The 16,250-nt window shown below is 36.0% G+C and carries 17 protein-coding genes; 12 read left to right on the forward strand and 5 right to left on the reverse strand.

Annotated elements, in window-relative coordinates; translation table 11 throughout:
* The first annotated feature begins 14 nt into the window (after positions 1-14).
* From yihA to cmk, 5 genes are all read left to right on the forward strand, one after another.
* On the forward strand, positions 15-638 hold the full coding sequence (gene yihA, locus G5B32_RS08560; RefSeq protein ID WP_165291125.1) for a ribosome biogenesis GTP-binding protein YihA/YsxC: 624 nt from the start codon (positions 15-17) through the stop codon (positions 636-638).
* On the forward strand, positions 635-1,498 hold the full coding sequence (locus G5B32_RS08565) for a UbiA-like polyprenyltransferase (protein ID WP_165291126.1): 864 nt from the start codon (positions 635-637) through the stop codon (positions 1,496-1,498). Before yihA ends, G5B32_RS08565 begins: the two co-directional genes overlap by 4 nt.
* An 81-nt stretch (positions 1,499-1,579) precedes the next feature.
* On the forward strand, positions 1,580-3,976 hold the full coding sequence (gene topA / locus G5B32_RS08570; RefSeq protein WP_165291127.1) for a type I DNA topoisomerase: 2,397 nt from the start codon (positions 1,580-1,582) through the stop codon (positions 3,974-3,976).
* 2 nt (positions 3,977-3,978) lie between these two features.
* Entirely contained in the window at positions 3,979-4,392 is a 414-nt protein-coding gene (locus G5B32_RS08575; RefSeq protein WP_165291128.1) for a hypothetical protein, read from the forward strand.
* Position 4,393: 1 nt separating this feature from the next.
* Positions 4,394-5,068 carry a (d)CMP kinase gene (cmk, locus tag G5B32_RS08580; RefSeq protein WP_165291129.1) on the forward strand — a complete coding sequence of 225 codons (675 nt, stop codon included), beginning with the start codon at positions 4,394-4,396 and terminating at the stop codon, positions 5,066-5,068.
* A 44-nt stretch (positions 5,069-5,112) separates the two neighbouring features.
* On the opposite strand, the gene G5B32_RS08585 is transcribed toward cmk, so the two are convergent.
* Complete coding sequence (locus G5B32_RS08585) at positions 5,113-5,541, reverse strand: VOC family protein (RefSeq protein ID WP_165291130.1); 429 nt, start codon at positions 5,539-5,541, stop codon at positions 5,113-5,115.
* Between the two features lie 184 nt (positions 5,542-5,725).
* Here G5B32_RS08585 and G5B32_RS08590 point away from each other — a divergent pair, with 184 nt between their 5' ends.
* The gene (locus tag G5B32_RS08590) at positions 5,726-6,649 is read left to right on the forward strand and encodes a sugar phosphate isomerase/epimerase family protein (protein WP_206366847.1); all 924 of its coding nucleotides are present in this window, start codon (positions 5,726-5,728) and stop codon (positions 6,647-6,649) included.
* Positions 6,650-6,782: 133 nt separating this feature from the next.
* Here the strand turns inward: G5B32_RS08590 and G5B32_RS08595 are convergent, their stop codons facing one another.
* A complete protein-coding gene (locus tag G5B32_RS08595) occupies positions 6,783-7,565 on the reverse strand; it encodes an HAEPLYID family protein (RefSeq protein WP_165291144.1) in 783 nt (260 codons plus the stop codon).
* A gap of 239 nt (positions 7,566-7,804) precedes the next feature.
* On the opposite strand from G5B32_RS08595, the gene G5B32_RS08600 reads away from it, so the two are divergent.
* Positions 7,805-8,356, forward strand: a complete 552-nt coding sequence (locus G5B32_RS08600; RefSeq protein ID WP_165291131.1) for an IS110 family transposase — start codon at positions 7,805-7,807, stop codon at positions 8,354-8,356.
* A gap of 50 nt (positions 8,357-8,406) precedes the next feature.
* On the opposite strand, the gene G5B32_RS08605 is transcribed toward G5B32_RS08600, so the two are convergent.
* Positions 8,407-8,658 carry a DUF420 domain-containing protein gene (locus tag G5B32_RS08605; protein WP_165291132.1) on the reverse strand — a complete coding sequence of 84 codons (252 nt, stop codon included), beginning with the start codon at positions 8,656-8,658 and terminating at the stop codon, positions 8,407-8,409.
* A 282-nt stretch (positions 8,659-8,940) separates the two neighbouring features.
* A complete protein-coding gene (locus tag G5B32_RS08610; protein WP_165291133.1) occupies positions 8,941-9,729 on the reverse strand; it encodes a Cof-type HAD-IIB family hydrolase in 789 nt (262 codons plus the stop codon).
* 97 nt (positions 9,730-9,826) lie between these two features.
* On the opposite strand from G5B32_RS08610, the gene G5B32_RS08615 reads away from it, so the two are divergent.
* Positions 9,827-11,008, forward strand: a complete 1,182-nt coding sequence (locus G5B32_RS08615) for a class I SAM-dependent methyltransferase (protein ID WP_165291134.1) — start codon at positions 9,827-9,829, stop codon at positions 11,006-11,008.
* Positions 11,009-11,143: 135 nt separating this feature from the next.
* Here G5B32_RS08615 and G5B32_RS08620 read toward each other — a convergent pair whose 3' ends face one another.
* The gene (locus G5B32_RS08620; RefSeq protein WP_165291135.1) at positions 11,144-12,043 is read right to left on the reverse strand and encodes a hypothetical protein; all 900 of its coding nucleotides are present in this window, start codon (positions 12,041-12,043) and stop codon (positions 11,144-11,146) included.
* Positions 12,044-12,417: 374 nt separating this feature from the next.
* Here G5B32_RS08620 and G5B32_RS08625 point away from each other — a divergent pair, with 374 nt between their 5' ends.
* The 4 genes from G5B32_RS08625 to G5B32_RS08640 form a co-directional block, all read left to right on the forward strand.
* Positions 12,418-12,588: a hypothetical protein gene (locus tag G5B32_RS08625; RefSeq protein WP_165291136.1), complete on the forward strand. Its 171-nt coding sequence runs from the start codon at positions 12,418-12,420 to the stop codon at positions 12,586-12,588.
* 154 nt (positions 12,589-12,742) lie between these two features.
* Positions 12,743-14,368, forward strand: coding sequence for an ATP-binding protein (locus tag G5B32_RS08630; protein WP_165291137.1), 1,626 nt, complete (start codon positions 12,743-12,745; stop codon positions 14,366-14,368).
* A gap of 13 nt (positions 14,369-14,381) precedes the next feature.
* A complete protein-coding gene (locus G5B32_RS08635; protein ID WP_165291138.1) occupies positions 14,382-15,047 on the forward strand; it encodes a response regulator in 666 nt (221 codons plus the stop codon).
* Between the two features lie 176 nt (positions 15,048-15,223).
* Positions 15,224-16,250, forward strand: a 1,027-nt coding sequence (locus tag G5B32_RS08640) for a phospholipase D-like domain-containing protein (RefSeq protein ID WP_165291139.1), incomplete at its 3' end; no start/stop codon positions are given.

The raw sequence follows: 16,250 nt of genomic DNA on the forward strand, positions 1-16,250 counted from the left end.
TCTACCTTTGTTTTATGCTAGTAAAATCCGCAGAATTTGTTTGTAGCAATACACAGGTCGATAAATTGCCTGCTCCGAATCTACCCGAATATGCTTTTATCGGTAGATCGAACGTGGGTAAATCTTCGTTAATCAATGCTTTGACGAATCGTAAAGGTTTGGCGAAAACCTCCCAAAGACCAGGTAAAACGCAGCTTATTAATCACTTTATTATTAATGATAATTGGTATTTGGTCGATTTACCAGGGTATGGTTATGCCCAAACATCCAAAAAAAACAGAGAAGATTGGGGTAAATTCATACGTTATTATTTAACGAGAAGAGAAAATCTACAATGTATTTTTGTGCTAATCGATTCGCGTTTAGAACCCCAGAAGATAGATTTGGACTTTTGTTGTTGGTTAGGAGAGAAGGGATTACCTTTTATGTTGATTTTCACCAAGGGTGATAAACAATCTAATGTGAAGTCCGATCAAAATATGGCAAAGTTCAAAAGAGCTCTGCTGAAATGGTTTGAGGAAGTGCCAAGAAGATTTTTGACTTCTTCTGAAGAGAAAGTTGGTTTAGAACCAATATTAGAAGCTATCGACGAAATAAATGCCGGTTTTGAGCCACCAATTGTTACAGAGGAGATATGAAAAAATACATGTCTTTAGTGCTTTTTGCACACAGTATATTTGCTTTACCTTTTGCCTTTATAGGATTTTTCTTAGCCGTTAGTACGACGGCTTTTGAGTTTCAATGGTCTTTGTTGGGCTTGATGCTGGTTTGTATGGTTACAGCGCGTAATGCCGCTATGGCATTCAATCGTTATTTGGACAGAGATATTGATGCGTTGAATCCACGAACAGCTGTGCGAGATATTCCGGCAGGACGTATAAGCCCTAAACAAGCACTTACTTTTACGGTTATTAACTGTATCATCTTTATTGGAGCGACCTATTTTATCAACCCAATGTGTCTTGCATTATCGCCCGTGGCTTTATTTGTGGTATTGTTTTACTCGTATATGAAACGTATTTCACCACTTTGCCATTTGGTTTTAGGCTTAGGGCTTGGTTTAGCTCCTGTAGGTGCTTATATGGTTGTTACAGGACAATTTCATATTGTTCCAATATTTTATGGACTGGCTGTTTTGACTTGGGTAAGCGGATTTGACATTATTTACGCGTTACAAGACGAAGAATTTGACAGAGCGAATGGACTGAATTCTATTCCAGCAAATTTTGGAGGACCAAAAGCTTTGAAAATTTCGGAAGTGCTGCATGTACTTTCATTTATTTTGGTATTACTTCCTGCTTTTTATACTGAAGTGGGACTTTTATATTATCTAGGAGTGGCATTTTATGGTATATTATTAATATATCAACACCGTATTGTCAGTCCCACAGATTTGTCCCGTGTGGATAGAGCTTTTATGACAACGAATGGTATTGCATCGGTCATATTTGCTGTATTTTACTTGTTGGATATCGTGAGTGGACACTGGCTTTTTTAAAAGAATAATTAGGTTTATTGATAAAAAATATTGTCATTCCATTTTGAAATAATAATATTTGCAGAAATCTTAACATATTAAATGGCTAAAAATTTATTAATTGTGGAGTCGCCTGCGAAGGCAAAAACGATAGAGGGTTATCTAGGGAGTGACTTTTTGGTAAAGTCAAGTTATGGGCATATTCGTGATTTGGTGAAAACCGATGATGCAATTGATACCGATAATAAGTTTAAACAAAAGTATGAGGTTCCAGCTGATAAAAAGGCTGTGGTCAGTGAATTAAAGAAATTAGCAAAGGCTGCAGAGACAGTTTGGTTAGCATCCGATGAGGACCGCGAGGGAGAAGCTATTTCTTGGCACTTGTTTGATACATTAGGACTAAAAGATGATAATACCAAGCGTATTGTCTTTCACGAAATCACCAAACCAGCGATTCTTAAAGCCATTGAATCACCGCGTAAGATTGATTATAACTTAGTAAATGCACAGCAAGCACGTCGTGTATTGGATAGATTGGTAGGTTTTGAATTGTCGCCAGTATTATGGCGCAAAGTGAAGCCTTCACTTTCGGCAGGTCGTGTACAGTCAGTAGCTGTACGTTTGATTGTGGAACGTGAGCGTGAAATTAATAGATTTACGCCAGAAGCATCGTTTAAGATTGTTGCAATATTTAATACAGGTAAAGCTAGAGAATCTTTCAAAGCCGAATTGCCCCATCGATTTGCGAAAAAGGACGAAGCAGAGAAATTCTTGAATGACTGTATTAATGCAGCTTATTCGGTTACGAACTTAGAGAAAAAGCCAGCAAAACGAAATCCTGCAGCACCTTTTACTACTTCTACCTTGCAACAAGAGGCAAGTAGAAAGTTAGGGTATTCTGTAGCGCGTACGATGCAAGTTGCACAACGTCTATACGAAGCAGGACATATCACCTATATGCGTACGGATTCCGTAAACTTATCGGATACGGCAATTCAAGGTGCACAAGATGAGATTCTAAAAGCTTATGGTGAAAAATATCATAAAAAGCGTCAATATAAAACGAAGTCTAGTGGAGCTCAAGAAGCACACGAGGCTATTCGTCCAACCTATTTTGCGAATCACAGTATCTCGGCAGATCCATCAGAAGTTCGTTTGTACGAATTGATCTGGAAGCGTGCTATTGCTTCGCAAATGAGTGAAGCAGAATTTGAGAAGACTGTTGCAAAAATCTCTGTTTCAACACGTAGTGAAGAATTGACTGCTACAGGTGAAATCATGAAATTTGATGGTTTCTTGAAAGTGTATATGGAGTCAGTGGACGATGATAATGATAATACCGTTGATGAGGATTCTGATAATGCCTTATTGCCACCATTGGAAGTGGGGCAAGCATTGAATCTAAACGATATGACGGCGACAGAGCGTTTCTCACGACCTCCAGCACGTTTTACGGAAGCTTCATTGGTTAAGAAATTAGAAGAATTGGGTATTGGCCGTCCTTCTACCTATGCACCGACGATTTCAACTATACAAAATCGTGGTTATGTGGTGAAAGAAGATCGTGACGGTAAACCAAGAGATTATAAAGTGTTGACTTTAAAAGAAGGTCAGGTTTCAGAAGTTACGAAAACAGAAATGACTGGTGTAGAGCGCAGTAAAATGTTCCCTACCGATATCGGTGTTTTGGTGAATGACTTCTTGGTAGAACACTTCAAAGGTATTGTAGACTTCAATTTCACAGCGAAAGTAGAACGAGAGTTTGACGAAATCGCACAAGGAAATAAAGAGTGGACGGACATGTTGGAAAATTTCTACAGACCATTCCATCACGAAGTAGAAGATACGTTAGAAAATGCAGAACGTGCTTCACACGAACGTGAATTGGGTGTTGATCCAGTTTCAGGCAAGCCAGTGAGTGTGCGTGTAGGTCGTTTCGGTCCTTTGGTGCAGATCGGTTCCCAAGATGACGAAGAAAAACCTGTGTTTGCTTCGTTACGTAAAGGACAAATGATTGAAACCATTACTTTCGAAGAAGCGATGGAATTATTCAAGTTGCCAAAGAAAGTAGGAGAGTTCGAAGAGAAAGAAATGACAGTAGCTATTGGTCGTTTTGGACCTTATATCCGTCACAATTCAGCGTTCTATTCTTTGCCAAAAGGATTGGATCCATTGGATGTGACGCAAGAACAGGCTATTGAAATTATTCAAACTAAACGTCAAAAGGATATCGAGAAAGTGATTCGTGTTTTCGAAGAAAACCCAGAAGCACAAATCGAAAATGGACGTTGGGGACCTTTCGTCCGTTTTGGAAAACAAAACTTGAAAATCCCTAAAGGAACAGATGTCAATACGATTACGTACGAGGATGTGTTGAAATGGGCTGCTGAAGATCCAAAAGCTCCTAAAGCGAAAGCAACAAAAGCTACGGCTAAAACAACTGTAAAAAAGACAACAGCGAAGAAAACAACAACAAAGGCTGCGACGAAAAAGAAATAAGTATGAAGAAGGATTTGCCTGTTAATATAGTTGAAGATATTTCCATTGCGGTAGTATTAGAAAATGCTACGCCTGATTCCAAAAGTTGGACTGTATATTTGGTAAATGAGAAAAATGTAGCCTTAACGAATGTTTTGGTTTCTTCCAAAGGCTACGGCCAAAAGGAAGGAAGAGAAGTGAAAACTACTACGCTACGACATTTCTTGGGTGACGTATCTGCCCACTCCGCTGTACAGATTGAGGTGATTGATACGCAAGTTTTCGGGTTGACTAATGAATATTGGTTGAGCTATTATATTGAGAATACGATTTACGACAAAAAATATATTTTCCTTCCAGAAAGTATCGTCGATGAGAATCTATCGAAGGTTCCATTGGTAAATAAGCCAGGAGTAATTATTGGAGGGAATAACTAAGATGGCAAGAGAGAATTTTATTATTGCAATAGATGGTTTTTCTTCTTGTGGAAAGAGCACCGTTGCAAAAGCTATTGCTAAGAAGTTAAATTTTGTATTTGTGGATAGTGGAGCGATGTACCGTGCGGTGACGCTTTACTTTTTACGCAACAGAATCGATTTTAATGATACAGAAGCTATAAATAAAGCTTTAGAAAATATTCATATTGATTTTATCCCCAATACGGAGAAAACACAAATTCTACTAAATGGTGAGGATATTTCGGATGAAATCCGCCAAATGGAAGTCTCAGAGAAGGTAAGTGAAGTAAGCGCAATCAAAGAAGTACGTCATGCCATGGTGGCACAACAACAAAAATTGGGTGCACGCCGTGATATCGTGATGGATGGTCGTGATATTGGTACGACAGTATTTCCAGATGCCGATTTGAAAATCTTTATGACTGCTGATCCACTTGTGCGTGCTAATCGTCGTTTTGCCGAATTGACAGCTAAAGGCGAAACTGTTACTTTGGAAGAGATAATTGAAAATCTAGCGCATCGTGATCATATCGATAGCACACGGGAAGAAAGCCCATTGCGACAAGCGGAAGATGCTATTGTTTTGGACAATTCGAATTTGACACAAGAAGCACAGTTGGATTTTGTCTTAGAAGAATACAATAAAAGAAAATAAGAACAGATAAGCCTTTTGAGAATCATCGAAAGGCTTTTTTATCTTTACTTTGCGGCATCCAAGAGCTCCTGGATATTAAACTTCTTCATACGCATAAAGGCTTGGGTAACTTTGGAAGCGGTAGAAGGATTACTCATCAATTCGCTGAGTATAGCAGGAACAATCTGCCAGGATACTCCAAATTTATCATCCAGCCAACCACAACAATTATAAATGCCGCCTTCACCTAATTTTTCCCAATAATGGTCAATTTCTTCCTGGGTATCACAGGTAACGACATAAGAATTGGCAGGAGAGAACTTATACTTTGGACCACCATTCAACGCCATAAAGCGTGTGTTATTTAATTCAAAAATCGTAACCATAGGATTCTGCGAGAGGATTTTTGAGTTTTTAAAGATAGTGCAGTAAAATTCAGCTGCTACTTGTGCTAGACCATCAAACCACAAGCATGGATATATTGTGTGTGTCATAAAGGCTATTTATTTGAATAAATAATTCTGTCTATAAGCAGTTTTTGAGTTAGATAAAAATAATGAATTATGCACAGTTAGGATTCAAAACGTAAAAATAAGTTAAACATAAAGATTTATTACAAATTGTAAAAGACTTTTTGGATCTTAGTCAAAAGTCTTTTTTATTGATACAGACCGCTACATGATGAACCGTAAATCCTTTATTCGCAATACTTCAGCATTATTTGCAGCTTCTTTTATTTCAGAGAGCTTTGCTTCCTCTGCTCATAACTGTCCGTCCACTTCAACTGCTCCTCTGAAATTGAAAAAGGGGATCAGTTACTATATGATAAAAGAAGATTTGTCCGTGGCTGATAAATTCAAGTTGGTAAAGGATTTAGGATTTGATGGAATAGAAATCAATTCTCCAGGTACATTGGATATTAACGAACTCTTAAAAGCTCAGGATCTTTCGGGTGTGGAGATATTGGGCACCGTGAATAAAGATCATTGGTCCAAGCCGCTTTCTAGTCCTGAGGGATCTGTACAGCAATTTATCGTAGATTCTATCGCGAAATCTATAGAAGAGACGAAGCAACTAGGAGGAGATACTGTTTTGGTAGTTCCTGGAGTAGTTAATGCACAAGTGTCATACGAAAATGCTTACCATACCGCACAAAAGAATATCCGTAAGCTGATTCCTTATGCGGAAAAACACAAAGTGAAAATCGCCTTGGAAAATGTTTGGAACAATTTTATCCTAAGCCCTGTAGAAGCCAAACGTTTTGTAGATGAAATTAATCATCCTTTGGTGGGATGGTATTTTGATGTGGGCAATGTGTTGCGTTATGGTTGGCCTGAACATTGGATTGAGACTTTAGGTAATCGTATTTTCAAGGTGCATATCAAAGAATTTAGCCGTAAGGTTATGAATGAGCAGGGGCTAGGTAAAGGTTTTGGTGTACCACTAACAGAGGGCGATATTGATTGGAAAGTAGTGATCCAGGCTCTACAAAAAATCAATTACAAAGGGGAATACATGGTTCTGGAATTAGGAAGCGGCGATCGAGCGCAATTGCAAGATTTTTCTAACAGATTGGATAAGATTATTGGGTATAATGTGTAAAGAGGAATGGTTGAGGAAGAGATTAAGAACAAAAATCAAAGACATTAGATGTAAGACAATAAATAGGTGTAAGATATCAAAAAATACAGGCTTTAAAATAATTAAAGTCTGTATTTTTTGATAGCTCTTCTTTCTATTTTTTATGAGAAGGTTCCCATATTAACCTTAAAAAGGAACTCATGCTTTGGTTTTCACGAGCTATAGGTACTCCAACTAATATACCCAACATTGTTTGATCGCTAATAGTAAGTCGCATTTGAGGACGAATAGTCATATCGAAATCCCGGTGTTCGAAAGATTTATTGAATTCTATTCCGATAAAGTTTCTGGTTCCTTCTATCATATAATGAATGTTAGAATTAATATCGTAAGCAGTGTGGGTAGATTTTGTTTTGAAATGATGAATAATCCTCGGACCAGTATAAACTAAGGTGTGAAAGTTTCTTCCCCAACGTTTGGCTGCCACGAAAAATGGATTATACACATTTCCATATATAAGTGGATTTCCAAAGTTTTTGAAATCAGAAAATTCAAATTCGTTTATGTAGCCCATAGCTAATGAAGTGTTTAATTTTTCGCTCACAAAAATAGTGTATTGACCTGCCAGTTTTAAGCTGTTTAATCGGTTAGCAGGTACGGCTTCAACAGTGACGTTTCGCATTTCAGAATGAAACGTGAAGGGTAGCTCAATTTCTAAACCCAATCTATCGATAGGAGCCCACTCATATTCTATTAGAGTTTCGTATTCATCAAACTCTAAGTTATCCGTCATCCCTAAACTAATATTCCATTCTTTTTCGCCTTTTCGTGCGCCTAAATCACGTATTAAATCAATAACTAGAGGTTCGGCGTGCTGGACTTTTGGTAATTCTTTTTTTAGCGAATCGAGTTCTAAAGTGGAATCTGTTGCGATCAGAAGCGTCCTTTAGATTTGTATTTATATAATTAGATTACGATTTTGTATTCTAGAAACTAACCAACAGCAGTGGCTCATTTTAGTAGCGTCAAGGTTTTTAAGCCTATTTTAGGATATAATCCACTGCTGTTTTTTCCCTTAGTGGTCAAATAACAATTAGGGCTAAATACCCATTATCAAGGACTTGAACCGATGAGGAAAAATGGTTAGTATTATTATTTATTTCAAAAATAATCATCATGAAGACTTGCTCAAAATTCTTTATTGGGATAGACATTTCAAAGCCCTATTTTGATGCCTCCCTATTGTGTGTGATTGATCAGCAAAAACAGCAGATCCAGACACTACGATTTGAAAATTCTATTCAAGGACTTAAGGAGTTTCATAAATGGCTAAAAAAACATAAAGTCACAATGAACGAAAACACATTGTTAGTAATCGAGAATACAGGTATATATCATCGTTTGTTATGGGCATTCTGTTGTGAAAAGAATCTACCAATACACATTGGTAATGCGGCCCATATAAAATGGAGTTTTGGTATTGCTAGAGGTAAAAGTGATAGAGTAGATAGTATTCGTTTGTGTCAATATGCTTATCGAAATGCGGAAGAACTTAAATCCTCAAGCATATTAGATCCCGTTTTATTACAAATACAGGATTTAATGGCCTACAGCACAATCTTCGCAGTAAGATTTAAATTTTTCAGACGCCAAAATCTCAGCCTGCTCTATAGGTTTGTATTTGCTTGTGTTAAGCTTGTGCTGCGAACACGCACAATAGCTGAATAGATAAATAAAAAGAAGACTGAGTCTTAAGAATTTCATTTTTTGTTTCAGATTTACAGCATAAAGCCAAATATATACAAGATCAATCCTGTAATACAAGTCAACGCCATATCCCACATGCCGATTTTTCCCCAAAGACGGTGAGTTTTGCTAAATTTACCTGGTCTTGGATTATTTCCAAATTTCTTCCAAGATACTGGAATCAAAATAATCCAGATCAATGAAGTCGTAATGGATAGGAACGTGTGGAAGTAAATCATAAAATTGAGAAAGAAAGTACCTTCATACGAAGAACCTTTTACCATTTCAAAGATACCTCCATTTGCTTCATGTCGTATTCAAAAAGCAATACAACAAAAAACAAGATTAGAAACATCGTAACTTGAATGTTTTTATGCGCCTTATAATTTCCTTCCTGTTTTACTTTCTTTACTGAATACCACAATATAGGCAAATAATTACCATTGACACAACTACAATATCCATTAATAGATCACAGCATGCTCCGAAAATACTCGGTGGAAATGATAGATTCATTGATTTTATTAAGAGACAATAAGATTTTTACTGTTAAATTAAGACAAAATCTACAAAATACCAAAATGCTTTAAAGCATTCCAGATACCGTCTGAGTCAACGTCATCAGTAATATAATCGGCAATTTCTTTCACTTCTGGATTGGCATTGCCCATGGCTATGCCTATACCCACATGCTTCAGCATAGTAATATCATTACCACCATCGCCAAACGCCATTGTATTAGCTCTATCAATACCAAAGTAATCACAAAACACATCAATACCTACTTGCTTACTTTGTCCTTGTGGATTTACATCAGCAAACAGGGGAGACCAGCGTGAAGCCAAAGAGTTTGGCATTACTTGTTGCATAAATTCTTTCTCTTCTTCAGGTCCCATAAAGATATTAGTCTGAAGAATAGACGTGATATCCACTCTATCAATATCTACCAACGGCGGGACAGGAAGATTAAGGTGGGCATACATACCTGCTATTTCAGGAGTCACATCATGAATAGTCACTTCCTTTTCGGACATAAACGAAAAGCTCAACGGCTTTTCTTTGGCATAGTCTAAGATAGATTGTATATCCTTCGGATCAATCGCTTTTTTAAGTAGGATTTCGCCTTCTTTAGTGACGCAGTATCCGCCATTGAAAGTGATATAACCATCAAAGTTAAGATAGCGCACATGATCAATACTATTGATCGAACGACCTGTAGAAAGGATGGCTTTAATACCTTTGGCTTGCAATTGTTCGATGGCTTCTTCGGTAGAAGCAGCTACTTCGTGGGTTTTGAAACTCAGTAAGGTACCATCAATATCGAAAAAAACGGCTTGAATTTTTGGGTTTTGCATATGAATGTAATGTGGTTCAAAAGTAAAAAGATATTCTTCAAAATTCAACTTCGGAGGCGCTTTTCGTATCTTTGTGCCATTCATCAATAGGACACACATGAGCGTTTTACCCACATTCTTGACTCAAATTAATGAAAGTATAGCTAATGAGAGCTTTATCAAAATGTCTTTGGGAAATTACAAAGGCACTGTCGAACAGCTAAAGAACATCTACATCAAAGCTGTACTGATAAAGCGCGAGCTTAAACTTTCCTTTACCTACCGCTACAAAACACGTGATATTACCAAGAATTTTGAGGTAGAGGCAGGTCTTGCGGAGATAGAACAGCTGCTCGATCCAAAAGGTTTTCGAATCTGTACGCTGTTTACAACTGCGGAGAATAAAATTTGTGAGCTGAATGGCAAACAGGTTTGGACGCTGAAATCCGAGAATCCTACTGCTACAAAACCTATGCACTTGTCCCATGACAAACAAAAGGAACGTAAGGTAGGCGATTCTAATAAAACATATTTGAAGGAATTGCGCCTGACCGATGAACATGGTAAGGTTTATAAAAATGCTCAAGATAAATGGAAGCAAATCAACCATTATATAGAATTGTTAAGTACAGAGTTGAATGCTTTGCCTGCTAAGGATCTATTGCGTGTGGTTGATATGGGAGCAGGAAAGGGTTATTTGACATTTGCTTTGTATGATTACCTAAACAATGAATTGAAGCGTAAAGCACAGGTCGAAGGCGTAGAATACCGCAAGGATTTGGTGGAATTATGTAATGCCATCGCGCAGAAAAGAGAATTTAATGCGCTGAATTTTGTGCAGGGAACGATTGAGGATTATAAACCGCAATCGGATTTGGATATTTTAATCGCGTTGCATGCCTGCGATACCGCAACAGACGATGCAATTTACAAAGGTATCCAGCACAATGCGAATCTTATTGTCGTGGCTCCTTGTTGCCACAAGCAAGTCCGTCGCCAGTTGGAACAGGTCAAAGCAAAAAATGATTTGTCCTTTATGACTAAACATGGCATCTTCTTGGAGCGTCATGCTGAAATGTTAACAGACGGAATCCGTTCGTTGATATTGGAATATTTTGGTTACCAAACGAAGGTGATGCAGTTTATTTCAGATGCTCATACACCTAAGAATGTGATGATTGTAGCCATCAAGAAAAGCATTGATAAAGCTAAACAAGCTGAAATCTTAGATAAATTGAAATCCACTAAAGCTTATTTTGGTATTGAATACCACTATTTAGAAAAGATTTGTGGATTGTAAGTAGAACAAATCCCTTGCTCAAATAAGCAAGGGATTTATTGTTAATTATTGTTTCGAGACGAAATGAGAATCTTTTTTAGACTTCTCACTACACTTACACTATGCTATTTTCGAAAGGATAGGGTAAACATCCTCTTATTTGTATTTACTCGCATTCAAAGAATCCGTTCGACCATATTTTTGGATAATATATTCAGTGGCAGGCTTAAGACGTTTGTCCTTATGTATCGGATGAGCTCCAGGATATGTAAAAAATTCCACTTCATTGTTTATTTTAGAATACCATACCTTGTTTTTATCTTTTTTCGTTAAGGTATCTGGGCGGGTAATCTTTTTCAAGTTGAGTATAGCCCCATCGTTTACCCGAATGATCACATGACTGGATAATGATTCCCCACAATCTATCGAAATATATTGTTCGCCGTCCCAATAGGCACAATGTTTAGTTTTTAATTGATTATACGTAATAAAACTTATAGGTATTAATGCAACACTCATTATTGAAATAAGTGATTTTTTATTTATACCAGATAATTTACTTAACCAGTTAAGATTTCTAGGCTTCTCAATATTTTCATTTTCCTCTTTAATATTCGGTTTTTCCTCTATCTTTTCCTTTGTAAAATGCTTTTCATCGGTAGTTTCTGATATATCCGTTTCTTCATTTTCTAGATTTTCTGCTCTCCATTTATGATATGGACGCGGCTGAAAATCAATTAAGACTGCACTTAACTTTACAATTATTTCGCTAGGTTCTTTTGTATTGCCAATTAGAAAATTTTGAACGGATTTCATTTTTCCTAAATCTGTTTTTCGAATTGCTTTTTCAATATTTTCATAGCTTTTTTCGGGATTAAAAAATTCCTGAAAAATAGGCATATCATTAGCTGTCAATCCATCTTTAACACAGCTTATAGCGTAATCTCTAAGATTAGCTGGCGAAGGATTGCTCAATCGTGTAGACATGGACGAATTATCTTTTTTGGCGATGTAATCGTTTAAAACTTCGGATCTAAATCTATCAAATTCAAACATACTTAGGTTGTATTGGATGTAACATTTCAACGTATAAAATGTAACGAAAAAGTCTACTTAATCTAAACACATTCCATTTACGGAAAAATCAGAATTAGCAGAAATATCGGAAATATCTGCATATATGCCTTATCAACGAGAATATCTTTGCTAAAGAAATCCAAACATCTCCGCAGGTTAGTTAGCGGTAAATATATAAAATGGATTTTAAAAGGTATGTGTTGAGGGCATATTTAAAAATGGGAAGTATAAATATCTTCCCTTAGTACATACCGCTTCCCACAAAATCAGAAGGCCTTCTGAAATAGACTGTGCTTGGCAGATAGGAAACTGCTAAGACAATTTGTTTGACCTTAAATTTTTATAAAATGAAAATGATTTTGTTCATAGCCTTGCTATGGAGTACGGGGACAGTATGCACTTTACAGAATGAAAGTACAATTATTGCAAATAATGGTGAAGAAAATACGGGTGATAAATCCATAGTTCGCCCTCCAATTCCACCTATTCCGCCAATTCTTCCTTTAGGAATGAATAATGCTTAAAAAAAATAAAGGCAGGTATATCTTACCTGTCTTTATTTTTTACTAAATTGTTATACCAAATAATTAATAATTTAACGCATTGAAACTCTATTATACTCTACTTTTATTCTTTTTGCTATTCATTTTCTCTTGTCAAAATCGACAGACTTCTGAGTTGGATTCTAAGAAAACGGATACCACTAATATTAATTATCTAACAGCTAATAAGTTACTTCAGGAAAATAAATTAGATAGTTCATTTATCTATTTTGATTTAGCTTCAGATGAATTTTTAGCAAAAGGAGATAGCCTCAATGCAGCTACTTGTTTGATACAGATGGCTGTAACTCTTTATATGGAAGGCGATTTTTATGGTTCGCAAGAAACTTCCATTGAAGCGGACAGACTTATAAACAAGGAAAATCCTTCTCATGCCGCTTTATTGGCTTACAACTATAATAACATAGGCAACGCAATTTCGGGTTATGGTGATCATTTAAAGGCTATACCTTATTACGATTTAGCTATCCAATATTCTTATGATAGTGTTACGGCTTTATCCTATGAAAACAATAAAGCTGTAACCTTATCCTATATCAATAATTACAAGGAAGCTAGTGAAATTTTTAAGAAGATTCTACAATCGAATATATCCTCTCAGGCTGAGTACGCGCGCGCATTGTCCAATTATGCAAATAGCCATTGGCGGGTGGACCTGAATTACAATCCGCTTCAGGATTTACGTAAAGCTTTGGCTATTCGTCAAAAAGAAAATGATTTGTATGGTGTAAATGCATCTTATGCTCATTTATATTATTACTTTAAGGACCGAAATCAGGATTCAGCACTGTATTATGCGCGTAAATCATACGCATTAGCATCGCAGTTAAATAATACAAAAGATATAATTAATGCTTCGGAAAAGTTGGTTCAATTAACACAGTCTGATTCCTCCCAACATTATTTTAAGATATATAAAGAATTAAGTGACAGTGTGCGAATTGCTCGTTTGAAGGCCAGCAATCAATATGCGATGATCCGGTACGAGGCTGAAAAAAGCAAAATGTTAAATCTACAGTTGGAAAAGGATGTGTTGGATAAAGATTTACATTTGGCACAACAACGCATGATCTTAGTTGTGGTTGTAATTTCTACATCTTTGGGCATTGTTTTTTTTGTGTATAGATACAATAAACGTAAGAAAGAGCTTCAATTGGAGGCCGACAACAGAATCAAAGAAAATAAACTCAAAACATCTAAAAAGGTGCATGATGTTGTTGCCAATGGGATATATCGCGTCATGTCCGAATTAGAAAATATTGAAGATTTAGATCGGGAGGATTTATTGGATAAATTAGAAATCATGTATGAGAAATCTAGAGATATCTCGTATGAGACAGAAGAAAAAGATCTTGAAAAACCTTTCTCAAAAGAAATTTCCTACTTATTGAAATCATTTGCTCACGAGAATTTAAAACTCTTTATTGTCGGAAATGAGGAGGAACTATGGAAAAAAATATCTCCACAAAATCGGAAAGAACTACTTCCTGTAATACAAGAACTTTTAGTGAATATGCGCAAACATAGTGAGGCTAATGAGTTGATTTTTAAGGTGGAAGAACTAGGTGTGGCTTTGGGAATTCATTATATAGATAATGGAATTGGCTTTCCTGCAGAAATAAAAAAAGGCAATGGACTTATGAATACGGGAAACCGTATGGAAAAGATTGGAGGAGCAATTAATTTTGATTTGACAAGAGAGAAAGGAGCACATATTATTATCACGGTTCCTTTCGAGTAAACAATAGAAATATATGTTCAAAAAAGTTTTAATTGCAGAAGATCACGAAGTGGCCAATATTTCAGTACAGCGCACATTAAATGATTTGGGGGTGCAAGAAGCTAAATATGTCTATTATTGTGATGACGCATTAGCTTGGGTGAGTAAGGCTTTGCAAAATAAAGAGCCTTATGACTTGTTAATTACGGATCTTTCTTTTGAAGAGGATCATAATGTACAGCGCATAACAAGTGGTGTGGAATTGATTAAAGCTGTTAAGGTCATTCATCCTGACATTCAGATTATTGTCTTTTCAGGGGAAAATAGACCTGCCATTGTCAATAAATTGTTCCACCAATATGGTATCGATGCCTATGTGCGCAAAGCTAGACATGATGCCCAACATCTGAAAGAAGCTCTGCAAGCAATATCCAATGGTCAATCTTATATGTCTTATGACATTAAGCAATCACTGAAAGAACAGAATTCTTACGAATTTAGCCATGTAGATATACACATAATTAAATTGCTGTCCGAAGGAATCAAACAAAAGGAAATTCCGAATTATTTAAAACAAAAAAATATCAAGCCATCAGGGCTCAGCAGTATAGAAAAAAGATTAAGCACGATGCGTGAGGTGTTGTCTTTTACCAAAAATGAACAATTAGTCGCTTACTGCAAGGACAAAGGAATTATATAGTAACACACACATTACTATTTATCTAACCCCAAATTAACATAAATATGAAAAGATGAGTAGGCCATAATTGGTCTACTTTTTTTTATTAAAAAGTTTGCGATTACGGGAACCCGTAAGAAAAGCATTTGGTTGTAAGGTAGATTTGAGTAATTATTAACTACTTATAAAAACCTTAAATGAATTATCAACATTTGGTTCAGGATAGTCTTTCAGATAATAAGGAAATTATAGAAAGAATTAAGAAGGAATTATTAGAGGCTCAAAGGGAGATTCTTGTTGCGATGGCATGGTTTACTGATGACGATCTGTTTAAAATATTATTGAATAAGGCAGATCAGGGATTAGAAATCTCAATAATCATAGCGGAACATGCTGATAACGAAAAACTGGATTTTGATTTATTAAATACTAAACCAAATGGGGAGGTGATAAAGATCAAAAATGTAGGATATGGTATGATGCATCAAAAATTTTGCATTATAGATAAAGAAGTGGTAATAAACGGCTCATACAATTGGTCTAAAAATGCTAAAAATAACCATGAAAATGTTATTGTGACGAATTTTTCTAAAACAGTTGAAGAGTTTCTAAATACTTTTCATGATATGAAAGATCGTGCTATTCAAGTTTTGAGTGGAGTTCCGATAAATCAAATTCAAGTTAATAACAATTATGTTCAATCGCAAAGAGATACCAAACCAATGGAAAAGTTAAGTTTTCAAGAACAATCATTGATAGAATTTAAACAAGTGTTAGATAATATTATTGCAACGGAAGTCGGCTCTCTAGATAAGGGTTTAATTAGTCAAAGTGCTTATAATAGAGCGAAGGAAAATAATGGCGATCATCAAGTTCTTCCTCAAGCCATGGATAGTTTATACTCTAATTTTATAAATGAAATTGAAGTCGTTGCTGAGAAAAAAACACGTTTGAAGAATAGAATAGATGAACAGTTAAAGTTGAGTGTGGGAAATATAGAAATAAAGACAGAAAATGAAATAAATACAAAAAAGGAAAATTATCAACTTGAGGACAAAAATCTTAAAGAAAATATATTAAATACTGAAAAGGAAATGGAAAAGGCACAATCTACTATTGAAAGTAATTTAAAAACTCAGGTGCCTTTTTTTCAGGCTCAGATTGAGAAGATAAGGCAAAAGATTAATGAGCAAAGAATTGAGTTTGTAAAACCTCCGATCGATT

The sequence above is a fragment of the Sphingobacterium sp. SGL-16 genome (assembly GCF_011043515.1).
In the GTDB taxonomy this organism is placed as follows: domain Bacteria; phylum Bacteroidota; class Bacteroidia; order Sphingobacteriales; family Sphingobacteriaceae; genus Sphingobacterium; species Sphingobacterium litopenaei.

Bases quoted from the DNA above. Each gene is read 5' to 3' on its own strand.
- yihA (WP_165291125.1), top strand. From the start codon at position 15: ATGCTAGTAAAATCCGCAGAATTTGTTTGTAGCAATACACAGGTCGAT.
- G5B32_RS08565 (WP_165291126.1), top strand. From the start codon at position 635: ATGAAAAAATACATGTCTTTAGTGCTTTTTGCACACAGTATATTTGCT.
- topA (WP_165291127.1), top strand. From the start codon at position 1,580: ATGGCTAAAAATTTATTAATTGTGGAGTCGCCTGCGAAGGCAAAAACG.
- G5B32_RS08575 (WP_165291128.1), top strand. From the start codon at position 3,979: ATGAAGAAGGATTTGCCTGTTAATATAGTTGAAGATATTTCCATTGCG.
- cmk (WP_165291129.1), top strand. From the start codon at position 4,394: ATGGCAAGAGAGAATTTTATTATTGCAATAGATGGTTTTTCTTCTTGT.
- G5B32_RS08585 (WP_165291130.1), bottom strand. From the start codon at position 5,541: ATGACACACACAATATATCCATGCTTGTGGTTTGATGGTCTAGCACAA.
- G5B32_RS08590 (WP_206366847.1), top strand. From the start codon at position 5,726: ATGATGAACCGTAAATCCTTTATTCGCAATACTTCAGCATTATTTGCA.
- G5B32_RS08600 (WP_165291131.1), top strand. From the start codon at position 7,805: ATGAAGACTTGCTCAAAATTCTTTATTGGGATAGACATTTCAAAGCCC.
- G5B32_RS08605 (WP_165291132.1), bottom strand. From the start codon at position 8,658: ATGGTAAAAGGTTCTTCGTATGAAGGTACTTTCTTTCTCAATTTTATG.
- G5B32_RS08610 (WP_165291133.1), bottom strand. From the start codon at position 9,729: ATGCAAAACCCAAAAATTCAAGCCGTTTTTTTCGATATTGATGGTACC.
- G5B32_RS08615 (WP_165291134.1), top strand. From the start codon at position 9,827: ATGAGCGTTTTACCCACATTCTTGACTCAAATTAATGAAAGTATAGCT.
- G5B32_RS08620 (WP_165291135.1), bottom strand. From the start codon at position 12,043: ATGTTTGAATTTGATAGATTTAGATCCGAAGTTTTAAACGATTACATC.
- G5B32_RS08625 (WP_165291136.1), top strand. From the start codon at position 12,418: ATGATTTTGTTCATAGCCTTGCTATGGAGTACGGGGACAGTATGCACT.
- G5B32_RS08635 (WP_165291138.1), top strand. From the start codon at position 14,382: ATGTTCAAAAAAGTTTTAATTGCAGAAGATCACGAAGTGGCCAATATT.